This is a genomic window from Variovorax sp. GW821-FHT06D12 (genome assembly GCF_059419205.1).
Genome location: NZ_JBWKRI010000001.1, coordinates 1,010,464 through 1,023,123, shown reverse-complemented (window position 1 = coordinate 1,023,123; position 12,660 = coordinate 1,010,464). Strand labels below are relative to the sequence as shown.

Here is a 12,660-nt window from a genome sequence, read left to right as displayed (position 1 = left end):
CGTCGTCTTCGTTCGCAAATTCTCCCGAACTTTTGCAGCGCGCGTGTCGGTCGCATCCGGTGAGCCCGGTCTCTTCTCCAGAACGGTTTTTCTCTGGGGTATGACATGAGCAACAAGACATTCCGCCGCGCGCCGGTCGCGCACGCCGCCGCCCTCGCGCTGGCCATGGCCGGCCTGGCGGGCAATGCACAGGCGCAGCGCGCCTTCAGCGCCGCGTGGATGGCGCAGAAGAACGTGGCGCAGGGCACCGCCGTGGTCACGGGCTACCTGCCCAACGGCACGCCGGCCTCGATGCTGACGAACCCGCTGGCGCAGCAGCAGAAGGCCAACGAGCAGCTGCGCCAGTCGCTCGGCAACCTGGGCCTCGCGGCGCAGGCGATCGCCGCGCAGCAGGCCGCGCAGGCCGCCGCACGCGCCGCCGCGCTGAACGATCCCTCGGTGCCCGACGGCCTGGCCGACGGCGGTCTGAAGGTCGACACGAATTCGCTCAGCGCCGGCTGGCTCAACGCCCGCGCGCTGAACCGCGATTCGCAGAAGCAGGTCGATGGCCGCACCGTCGTCACCGTGGAACAGACGGCAGACAAGGCCATCCTGAACTGGGAGACCTTCAACGTCGGGCGCAACACCACGGTCGATTTCAAGCAGCAGGCCGACTGGGCCGTGCTCAACCGCGTGAACGACCCGAAGGCGCGGCCGTCGCAGATCCAGGGCCAGATCAAGGCCGACGGCACGGTGCTCATCGCCAACCGCAACGGCATCGTGTTCAGCGGCACCAGCCAGACCGACACGCGCAACCTCGTGGCGGCCGCTGCCCACATCGGCGACGACCAGTTCAAGGCGCGCGGCATCTACTCGAACGACACCGCACCGAGCTTCACCACGGCGAAGGACGACCAGGGCAAGGTCGAGGTGCAAGCCGGCGCACGGCTGACCACCAAGGAGCCCGGCTCCGTCACGCAGGGCGGCGGTTATGTGCTGCTGCTGGGCAAGGAGGTGGCCAACGCCGGCGAGATCGCCGCGCGCAAGGGCCAGGCGCAGCTCGCGGCGGGCGACAGCTTCGTGATCCGCAAGGGCATGGGCACCGAGGCCAATGCCTTCTCGACCACGCGCGGCAACGAGATCGCGCCGCAGTTCGCGGCCGACAGCACGGCGGGCACGGTGCGCAACACCGGCCTCATCGTGGCGCGCGAAGGCGACATCACGCTGGTCGGCCGCGACGTGCGCCAGGACGGCGTGGCGCTGGCCAGCTCCACCGTCGCCGTGCGCGGCACGGTGCACCTGCTGAACTCGGCCGCCGACACGCGCGGCAACGTGGCGCTGGGCAAGGGCGCGGTCACGGCCGTGCTGATCGAGGACGACGGCAAGGCCAGCGCACTCGACAGCCAGCGCGACGCGCTCATCAAGGAGTCGGCCGCGCAGGACGCCGCACGCGCACTCGTGCCGCCTGCGCTCTTCGACAACCTCTCGCGGCTGTCGGACCGCCGCGACCAGTCGCGCATCGAGATCGTCTCGGGCGGCGACATCCGCTTCGAGGGCGAGTCGCTCACGCTGGCCACCGGCGGGCAGATCGCGGCCAGCGCCACGCGCCGCAGCTTCGTGGCCGACAAGGCGCGCCTCGATGTGTCGGGCGCGGTGGGCGTGAACGTGACGATGGAATCGAACAACGTCAAGGTCAACGTGCAGGGCAACGAGATGCGCGACGCCCCGCGCAACCGCGAGAGCGGCAAGCTGTTCAACAACGACGTGTGGATCGACCGGCGCAAGCTCGTGCGCGTGGCGCCCGGCGTGGGCGGCTACGAGGGCGAGCGTTGGTACGCGGCGGGCGGCCTGCTGGAGGTCGGCGGCTACCTGGGCAACCAGGGCCACGGCATCGGCGAATGGGCCGCGCAGGGCGGCACCGTGGTGCTGGGCGGCGCTGAGGTGCTGACGCAGGCGGGCTCCAGCGTCAACCTGTCGGGCGGCTCGCTGAACGTGCAGACCGGCTTCCTGAACCAGACCTGGCTCAAGGGCAGCGACGGGCGCCTGTACAGCCTGGACAAGGCCCCGTCGGACATGCTCTTCGACGGTGTCTACAAGGGCTTCGAGGCCGAGCACGTGCGCTGGGGCAAGGCGAACACCGACTATTTCTACAACCCGCTGATCGGGCCGCAGCGCAAGCTGGAGAACGGCTACACGGTCGGGCGCGACGCCGGCCGGCTGGTGGTGAGCGCGCCCACGGCGGTGCTCGAAGGCGACATCGTGGCCGAGGTGTTCAACGGCGCGCAGCAGACGCGCGCCCGCGACGCCGCGCTGGACGACGGCTACCGCCAGTCGCAGAGCGCGGTGGCGCGCGGCGGCGTGCTGGCGTTGGGGCGCTACGGCGCGCTCGGCCGCATCGACCTGTTCGACACCGACGTGCGCTTCGGCGACGTGGCACCGGTCACGCAGCAGATGGCCGCGGCCGACGCGCTGGCCGACGAGCGCATCGGCACGCTGTGGCTCGACGCGGCGCACCTGAATGCGCAGCGCCTGTCGGTGCTCGACATCGGCACGCGCGGCAGCATCAACGTCGAGAAGGCGCTCACGCTGGCCGACGGCGGGCGCATGGCCCTGCTCGGCGCGTTCATCGACATCGGCGCCGACGTCACGGTGCGCGGCGGCGCGCTGGAAGCCGGCAATGTCTTCATGTCGCCGGTGGCGGGGGCCCAGCCGCGCGTGCTGGCGAAGGACGCCGATTCGTCGCTCACCGTGCGCGACGGCGTCACGCTCGACCTGCGCGGACGCCGCGTCGACATCGGCACGGCGCCTGAAGACTCGGCCACGCTCGCGGTCATCGACGGCGGCACGGTGCGCCTCGAATCGACGCACGGCGTGACGGTCGGGCAGGGCAGCCTGATCGACGTGTCGTCGGGCGCGGCGCTGCTGGCCAAGGGCAAGCAGAAGGGCGGCAAGGGCGGCAACGTGACGCTGGTGGCCGACTCGGCCGCGTCGCCCACCGATGCGAAGGGGCGCCTGTCGCTCGGCGGCGAGATCCGCGGCCATGGCGTGACCGGCGGCGGCACGCTGAAGATCGAAACGGGCCACGCGCTGCTCATCGGCCCCGACCCGGCGCTGTCGGACGCGACGCAGCTCGTGCTCGACGCGTCGCGCCTGCAGTCGGGCTTTTCCACCTACGACTTCAACGGCCACGCGGGCCTCACGGTCGCGCCGGGCGCGCAGCTCGACGTGCTCATGCCGGTCTACCGCATCGCGCCCGGGGCCGGTGCCGACCATGAAGGCGGCATCGCGCTGCAACTATGGACGCCGCCGCTGCTGCAGCAGGACACGGTGAACCGCCAGGCCGTGCAGCGCCAGGGCGCCGACCTCGTGCTGCGTTCGCAGCGCCGCATCACCGAAGGCGGCAACATCGCCATCGGCGCGGGCGCGGTGGTGACCGTCGATCCGGGCCGCTCGATCCAGCTGCTCGGCGGCGGCCTGAGCAGCTTCGTGGTCGATGGCCGGCTCAACGCCTGGGGCGGGCGCATCGCCATCGACATCGAGGCACCGTCTTTCAACTCGCCGCTGAGCACGTCGCTGCAGCCGCACAACCGCTCGATGTGGATCGGTGAGGGCGCGGTGCTCGACGTGGCGGCGCGCGCGCAGACCGGCATCGACGACGACGGCCGCCGCTACGGCACGGTGCGCAACGGCGGCACCATCTCCATCGGCGGCGCGCTCGACTGGGAAGCCAAGGGCGCGGCCAACGCACCCGACGTGGCGATCGTCATCCGCCCCGGTGCGCTGCTCGATGCCTCGGGCAGCCACGCGCGCATCGACGTGCCGGCCGTGGGCGGCCTGTGGCGCGAACTCGACGTGGCCAGCGACGGCGGCAGCATCGTGCTCAAGTCGGCGCACAGCCTGTACCTGGACGGCACGCTGCGCGCCCACGCGGGCGGCGCGAATGCGGCGGGCGGCACGCTCGCGATGGCGCTCGAAGCGCCGGTGTTCTCGAAGATCTACACCGTCGACGACGCCGTGCGGCAGGCGCGCGAGCTGGTGATCTCGCAGGCGCAGCAGCCCAGCGGATTGCCGGCCACCCTCAAGCCGGGCCATGCCGATGCGGCACTGGCCTACGGCAAGGGGCGCCTGAGCGCGGACCAGGTGCGGGACGGCGGCTTCGGCAACCTCTCGCTGCTGGTCAACGGCCTGCTGAGCTTCGACGGCCACGTCGACCTCACGACCGCGCAGAGCCTGCGCCTGTACGCCGGCAGCTTCGCGCTGGCCGACAGCGCGGCCACCGATTCGAGCGTGCGGCTCGCCTCGTCCTACCTGCGGCTGGCCGGCGTGACCGGTGCGCCCAAGCAGGACAACGAGGTGATCTACACCACCACCTGGCGCCACGGCGCATCGACCCGCGCGAGCGAGGCCACCTTCACGGCCGAGGCCGACCTGATCGACATCCGCGACCGCGTGGGCTTCGGCGCGCACGGCGAGATCGCCATGAAGACCGGCCCCGCGCAGGTGGTGGACCGCCGCGGCTTCGACGCCGTGCACATGACCAGCCGCGGTGACCTGCGCCTGCTGGGCGGCACGCCCACGCTCGGCCTGCTCGGCGCGACCACGACCGAGCTGGCGACGCTGGGCGACCTCACGCTCACCGCCGCGCAGATCTACCCCGCCACCGGCGCCAACGCGCAGATCCGTGCGGGCTACGACGAGGGCCGCGTGCTCGACATCCGTCGCCAGGTCGAGGGCGACGTGGCGATGCCGCAGTCGGCATTCGGCACGCTCGCGCTCGGCGGCGGCACGGTGCGCCAGGGCGGCATCGTGCGCGCGCCGCTGGGCAACCTGATCGTGGGGCAGGACGGGCGCAGCACCTTCGAGGCGCGCGCCACCGTGGTCGACCTGCTGCCGGGCAGCATCACCTCGGTCAGCGGCGCCGGCCTGCTCATGCCTTATGGCGGCACGACCGACGGCATCGGCTACAGCGTCGCGGGCGCGCCCATCGACAAGCGGGCCATCGGCAGCAGCGGCATCCTGCTCACGGGCGACAGCGTGGTCGGGCACCAGGGCGCGCTGCTCGACCTGTCGGGCGGCGGCGAGCTCACGGGCGCGGGCTTCGTGAGCGGTCGCGGCGGTTCGGTGGACGTGCTGCGCACGCCGCTGGCCAATGCCAATCCGGCCAACACCTTCAGCAAGGCGGGCAACGGCGTGTACGCCATCGTGCCGGGCTTCCAGGGCGGCTACGCGCCGGTGTCGCCCGATGCCGGCGCCGGCGAGCCGGCCATCGGCCGGCAGGTCACGCTCGATCACGACGTGGGCGGGCTCAAGGCCGGCACCTACACGCTGCTGCCTTCGACCTACGCGCTGCTGCCCGGTGCCTTCCGCGTGGAAGTGGGGGCGCAAAGCGCGCTGCCCGCGACGCCGCTGGCGGCCGGCTATGGCTCGTACGTGGCGAGCGGCTACCTCGGCGTGGCCAACACGGCGGTGAAGTCGTCGCTGGCCAGCCAGCTGGTCGTCACGCCGGCGGCGCTGGTGAAGCAGCACGCCAGCTACAACGAAATGGGCTACGACACCTTCGTGGTGGCCGACGCGGCACGCCGCGGCGGCGTGCGCGGCGAGATCGCGGCCGACGCCCGCAACCTGCTGCTGGACTACTTCTATTCCAAGCCGAAGGACGGCGTGTCGATGCTGCAGTTCGACGGCACGGCGCTGTTCAATCCGGCGGCCGGCAGCGCGGGCTTCGGCGGCACGCTGTCGGCGAAGGGCATCGCCATCGAGGTGACGGCGCCGGGCGCGCAGCGCACGGCCGGGTTCACGGGCGCGTCGCTGCAGGCCGACCAGCTCAACGCCTTCGGCGCGCCACGGATGATCCTGGGTGGCCAGATCGATCTGCCGTATGCCGACAACTACGCGACCTTCAAGTCGAACACTGGCCATGTCGTCGTGCGCAGCGGCGCGACCTTGCGCGGCGCCGAGATCTTCCTCGTGGCCGGCGGCTACGGCGACGGCATCCAGGTGGAGCAGGGCGCGTCGCTGAACACGCTGGGCGCCGGTGCGCCGGCCTACGATTCCACCGACGGCGTGGTGTTCTCGGCGGGCCTGGGCGGGGTGCTGGGCCTGTCGAACGGCTGGATCAACCTGCTGCCGCCCGTCGCCGGGGGGATACCCGCCACGGTCCAGATCGGCGGGTGCCCCAGCGGCGCCTGCACCGGCCACACCACGCTGTACGGCGAGGGCACGCTGGCCGTGGCCACCAACCGCGCGTTCACGATGGCCGACAACGTGCGCTACGGCGCAAAGAACCTGCTGCTGGCGGTGTCCGCGGTCAACCTGGGCAGCGACGCGGCGCTGCAGCAGGCGGCCGCCAACGGCCAGCTGCCGTCGGGCCTGTCGATGAACCAGGGCATCCTGGCGAACCTGCTGGCCGGCAACAAGGGCGAAGGCGTGCCCGCGGTCGAGACGCTGGTGCTGAACGCGCGCGAGTCGGTGAACATCTACGGCGCGGTGTCGCTGGACACGCTCGACCCCGCCACCGGCGTGTCGTCCATCGAACGGCTGGTGCTGGGCACGCCCGCCATCTACGGCTACGGCGGCGCGGGCGACACCGCGAAGATCACGACCGGCGAATTCATCTGGACCGGCCTCACGCCGCGCCCGCCCGGCAACGACGAGATCTTTCCCGGTGGGAACGCACCGGGCGGCGCCATCGGCAGCCTGCTGGGCCACGGCACGCTCGACGTGTCGGCCGCGCGCATCGTGCTGGGCCACGCGCCCAACACGCAACCCGACGCGGGCTACTCGGCGGACCGGCTCGCGCTGGGCTTCGGCACGGTCAACCTGAACGCGAGCGAGCGCATCACCGCCAACGGCAAGGGCACGCTAGGCGTGTACCACCAGCAGGGTGCGTACGTGACGGGCAAGGGCTACGACCACACGGGCGGCCAGCTGAACCTGCGCACCCCGCTGCTCACCGGCGAGGCCGGCTCGAACAACCGCATCACGGCGGGCGGCGACATCGTGGTGAGCGCACCGGCAGGCGCGCAGCCGGCCGGCGATGCGGCGCTGGGCGCGCAACTGGCGCTCACGGGCCGCAACATCACCATCGACGGCACGGTCGGCCTGCCCTCGGGCAAGCTGCAGCTCACGGCCAGCGGCGACGTGACGCTGGGCGCCAATTCGCGCATCGACCTCGCGGGCCGCGCCGTGAAGTTCTTCGAGCAGACGCGCTACAGCCGCGGCGGCGACCTGGAGGTGACGAGCACGGCCGGCAACATCGCGCAGGCGGCGGGCGCGGTGATCGACCTGTCGGCCACGCACAACCGCGGCGGCACGCTGCAGGCGACGGCGCTGGGCACCGGCGCGGGCCGCATCGACCTGGGCGGACGCATCCTCGGCACCGCGAGCGGCACGTATGACGCGGGCGGCACCATCGTGCCCTACGACGCGGCCGAGATCAGCCTGCGCGGCCAGACCGTGGCCGACTTTGCAGGCCTGAACACGCGCCTGAACGAAGGCGGCGTGACCGGCGCGCGGCGCTTCCAGATCAAGCAGGGCGACCTCGCCATCGGCGACGAAGTGAAGGCGCGCGTGGTCGAGGTCACGCTCGATGGCGGCAGCCTCACGGTGAACGGCCGCATCGACGCCAGCGGCTTCCAGGTGGGCGCGATCCGCCTCGCGGCCAAGGGCGACCTCACGGTGAACGGCACGCTCGACGCGCACGCCACCGGCCTGCGCGTGGACAGCTACGGCAAGATCATCGACAGCCCGAACCGCGCCATCGTCGACCTCACGAGCACGCACGGCACGCTGACACTGGGCGGCGGCGCGGCCATCGACCTGCGCGCCGGCACGGCCGTGAGCGCGGCACAAGGCAACGACGGCATCGCGCGCGGCACGCTCGCGCTGAACGCGCCGCGGCGCGGCGACAACGACGTGGCGGTGAACGTCGCCGGCACGCCCGCGATCCAGGGCGCGAAGACCATCGCGGTCAACGCCTTCCGCACCTACAGCGACGCACCGCTGGCGAGCGCGCCCGACGTCACGGGCCATGTGCCGCAGCTCATCACGCAGAAGTACCTCGACGAGATCGACGGCCACAGCAGTGCCTTCATCGACAAGGCGCTGGCCAACACCTCGCTCTCGGCGCGCCTGGCGGGCCTGGGCAGCTACCACCTGCGCCCCGGCGTGGAGATCGTCAGCAGCACCGGCGAGGGCGACCTCAGCGTGGTCGGCGACATCGACCTCTCGGGCTACCGCTACGGTCCGGGCGCGAACCGCACCGACCCGGCGCGGCGCGGCTTCGGCGAGCCCGGCGTGCTGGTGATCCGCGCGGGCGGCAACCTCAACGTGTACGGCAGCATCAACGACGGCTTCGCGCCGCCGCCGGCCACGCCCGACGACAAGGGCTGGTACCTCACCGAGCAGCGCACGAAGTTCGGCACGCCGTTCACGCCCGACGGCGGCGACATCGTCGTGCCGATCGACGGCGTGGTGCTCGACAAGGGCACCGTGTTCCCGAAGGACGCGCTGCTGAACTACGACGTGCCCGCCGAAGCCATGGCGCTGCCGGCCGGCACGGTGCTGCCCGTGACCGTGACCTTGGGCGCGGCCTACACGCTGCCCGCCGGCACGGTGCTGCGCGCCAACGTCTACAACGCCGACGGCAGCGTGCGCCTGAAGGCCGGCACGGTGCTGGGCGAGGCCGTGGTGCTGGACAGCGGCATGAAGCTGGGCGCGGGCACCGCGCTGCGTGCCGAGGCCAGCGTGCAGGCGATGGTGTGGCCCAAGGGCGTGCGGCTGCCGGTCGCGATGAAGGCCGACGGCACCATCGCGCTGGCGCGCGGCGCGGTGATTCCGTCGCTGACCGATGTGCAGCTGCCGAACGACGCGGCCGTCAACCTGCGGCCCGAAGTCGACGGCGTGCAGGGCCGCAACTGGGCCGTGGCGCCGATGCTGGGGCAGGGCGCGACGAGCTGGAGCCTGCAGCTCACGGCCGGCGCCGACCTGGATTCGGCCGACCGCCGCGCGGTCGATCCGGCCAAGCACGGCGCGCTCATCCTGGCCGACAGCCACGCGATGTACAACGTCAAGCTCACGCCGGGCGGCAGCGGCTTCCTGTGGGGTCCGAACGGGCCCATGTGGGGCCACGACGAGGGAACGCCGATGGACCCGCTGGATTTCGAGGCAGGCTACTGCGACTGGGGTGGTGAGGGCACCTGCGTGGTCGACCCGGCGCGCCTTTCCTACTTCTGGGGCCCCAACGGCGACGACTGGGACCCGAGCTTCGTCGAGGGCACGCCGGTGCTGCCCGAATACGTCACGATCTGCGAGTGGGGGCCGGGCATCTGCACGACGGTCATCAACCCCGTCAAGGACGTCACCAAGTACACGCCGCTGTCGCCGATGTTCAGCGTGCTGCGCACCGGCACGGGCGACCTGGGCCTGGCGGCGGCCGGCAACTTCGTCATGGAGTCGCCGTTCGGCGTCTACACGGCCGGCACGCGCTCGGCGCCGCTGCTCGACGCCAACGGGCTCGACCCCTTCAACCTCGCACGCGGCAAGGCCGTCGGCGGCTCGGTGATCGGCCCGCAGACGGCGGACTACAGCGCCGCGCTCGCGGCCTACCAGGCCTGGTACCCCGAGCAGGGCGGCAACCTCGACATCACGGTGGGCGGCAACGTCGTCGGCGACGTCTGGGGTCATTTCGGGGGCGAGCGCGGACAGGCGCCGAGCGCCGCGGTGGGCAGCTGGCTGTGGCGCCAGGGCTCGGGCACGGCCCTGCCCGGCAGCGACCGCATCGCGACGTCGTGGTGGATCAACTTCGGCACCTACGCGCTGCCGGCCGGTGCGCAGGTCAGCACCGACAGCAGCCCCGAGCCCTTCCTGGTGGGCTTCACCGGCATGGGCACGCTGGGCGGCGGCAACCTCACGCTGCGCGCGGGCGGCGACGCGGGCCTCACCACGCGACTGGGCAACGGCCAGGTCTGGCAGCGCAGCGAGGCCATCGTGGCGGCGGTCGGCAGCACGGGCCGCGTCGATGCGAACGGGCAACTGACGCTCACCGGCGGCGGCGACCTGCAGCTGCGCATCGGCGGCGTGGTCAATCCGAACCTGGCCGCGGCGCAGTACGGCAGCTCTGGCACCAATACGCAGTACCAGGACCTCAACGGCGCCCTGGTCAACCTGCGCGGCGCGGCCACCGTGTCGGCCTCCGCCATCGGCGGCGTCGAGGTGCGCTACCGCAAGTACGCGTTCTCGCTGCCGGGCCAGGAGGGCGATGTGAAAGACACGCGCCCCATCGACCCCTTCACCCCGACCATCGGCGTCGGCAATGCCGGCATCGTGCTCGTGCCGGGCGATTCGGCGATGTACCTGGACACGCCGGGCGACCTGGTGCTCACCAGCGTGGCCGACGCGGGCCGCGCGCGGGTGCCGAACAGCTCGGCATTCAAGTTCGGCGGCACCGAGTACGGCATCGGCCAGGGCTGGTTCACGCTGTGGACCGACCGCACCGCGATCAACCTGTTCAGCGCGGGCGGCAACCTCACGCCCGGCACCGACCTGGCGAACCGGGAGGCCGCCGGCCGGTACCTGGGCAGCATCAACATGAGCGACAACGTCACGGTCTATCCGTCGATCCTGCGCGCGACGGCGGCCTCGGGCAGCCTGTACTACGGCTTCTCGGCCACGCCGGCCAAGGAGGCGCCCGGCCGTGCGCTGGTGCTCGCGCCGTCGCCCTCGGGCGCGCTCGAGTTCCTGGCGGGCAATTCGTTGTTCGGCGGCGGCTATCCGGTGGGGATGTCGGGCGCGGTCACGCCGCTGCCCACGCCCTGGGCGCCCGCCTTCGTGGGCTACAACTCGCGCCAGCAGCCGGTGGTCTACAACACCAGCCCGGAGGGCTCGATGGTCGGATCGCCCGGCGTGCCGAACTACGGGGTGGTCGACAACCACCCTCTGTTCGCCTTCGGACCGGACACGCTGGGCCCCCGCGCGCTGCACGCAGCCGATGCGCCGCCCTCGCTGTTCTATGCCGTGCGCGGCGACATCCTGGGCCTGGCCAGCGGCACGGCGCGCAAGGTGCAGGCCAGCGGCGAACCCGCGCCCGAGACCTGGTACCGCTCGGCCGCGCCGGCACGCATCCGCGCCGGGCGCGACATCGTCGGCACCGAGGCGCTGATCGTGAACAACGACCCGCGCGACGTGTCGCTGGTGCAGGCCGGGCGCGACATCCTGTACGCGAACCTGCAGGTGGCGGGCCCCGGCACGCTGGAGGTGTCGGCCGGCCGCCACATCACGCAGGACGACCGCGCCAGCGTGGTGAGTCGCGGCGCACTGGCCGAGGGCGACACGCGCCCCGGCGCGAGCATCGCGATGATGGCCGGCATGGGCCCGATGGGCGTGGGCGGGCCGGACTTCTCGGCCATCGCCGACCGCTACCTCGACCCCGCGAAGCGCGCCGAGTCGGGCCCCGGCCAGTCGCTGGCGAGCCAGCCGGGCCGCGTGGTGAAGACCTACGACGCCGAGCTGGCCGCATGGCTCAAGGAACGCTACGGCTTCGTCGCCACCAGCGCCGACGCGAAGGACCCGGGCAGCGCGCTCGCGTACTTCAAGGCGCTGGCACCCGAGCAGCAGCGCGTGTTCCTGCGCGGCGTGTACTTCGCCGAGCTGCGTGCGGGCGGGCGTGAGTACAACGACGTGGACGGCCCGCGCTACGGCAGCTACCTGCGCGGGCGCGGCATGATCGCCACGCTGTTCCCCGACCTCGACGCGGCGGGCCAGGAGATCGTGCGCACCGGCGACATCATCCTGTACGGCCCGTCGGGCGTGCACACCGACTTCGGCGGCGACATCCAGATGATGGCGCCGGGCGGGCAGATCGTGGTGGGCGTGCAGGGCGCGGTGCCGCCAGGCAGCGCGGGCGTGATCACGCAGGGCATGGGCCACATCCAGTTGTTCAGCGAAGGCAGCCTGCTGCTGGGCCTGTCGCGCGTGATGACCACCTTCGGCGGCGACGTGCTGGCCTGGTCGGAGCAGGGCGACATCAACGCCGGCCGGGGTTCCAAGACCACGCTGGTCTACACGCCGCCCAAGCGCGTGTACGACAACATCGGCAACGTGAAGCTGTCGTCGCAGGTGCCCAGCTCGGGCGCCGGCCTGGCCACCTTGGCGCCCATCGCCGAAGTGCCGGCGGGCGACATGGACCTGATCGCGCCGCTGGGCACCATCGACGCGGGCGAGGCGGGCATCCGCGTGTCGGGCAATGTGAACCTCGCGGCCCTGCAGGTGGTGAACGCGGCCAACATCCAGGTCAAGGGCGAGTCGGCCGGCCTGCCGGTGGTGGCTTCGGTGAACGTAGGCGCGCTCACCAACGCCAGCGCGGCGGCCTCGCAGGCCGTGGGCGCGGCGCAGGAGGCGATGCAGCGCGAACGCGCGGCGGCGCGCCAGGCGCTGCCGTCGGTGTTTTCGGTGCGCGTGCTGGGCTTCGGCAACGAGGCCCCCGACGGCGCCGCCGCGCCGGCCGATGCGGGCCGTTCCACGGCGCGTCCGGTGGGCTACGACGCGCACAGCCCGGTGCAGGTGCTGGGGCGCGGGCCGCTGGGCGATGCGCAGAAGACCAAGCTCACGGCGCAGGAGCGGCGTTTGCTGGGGCAGTGAGAGGGAAGGGCGGCAGATGAAATTTTTGTGACAAACGACATTCCG

The 12,660-nt window shown here is 72.2% G+C and carries 1 protein-coding gene; it reads left to right on the top strand.

Translation table 11 applies throughout. The features are described 5' to 3' along the window. The first annotated feature begins 105 nt into the window (after positions 1-105). Positions 106-12,615: a filamentous hemagglutinin family protein gene (locus AC07SQ_RS04700; RefSeq protein ID WP_495270599.1), complete on the top strand. Its 12,510-nt coding sequence runs from the start codon at positions 106-108 to the stop codon at positions 12,613-12,615. The last annotated feature ends 45 nt before the right edge of the window (positions 12,616-12,660 follow it).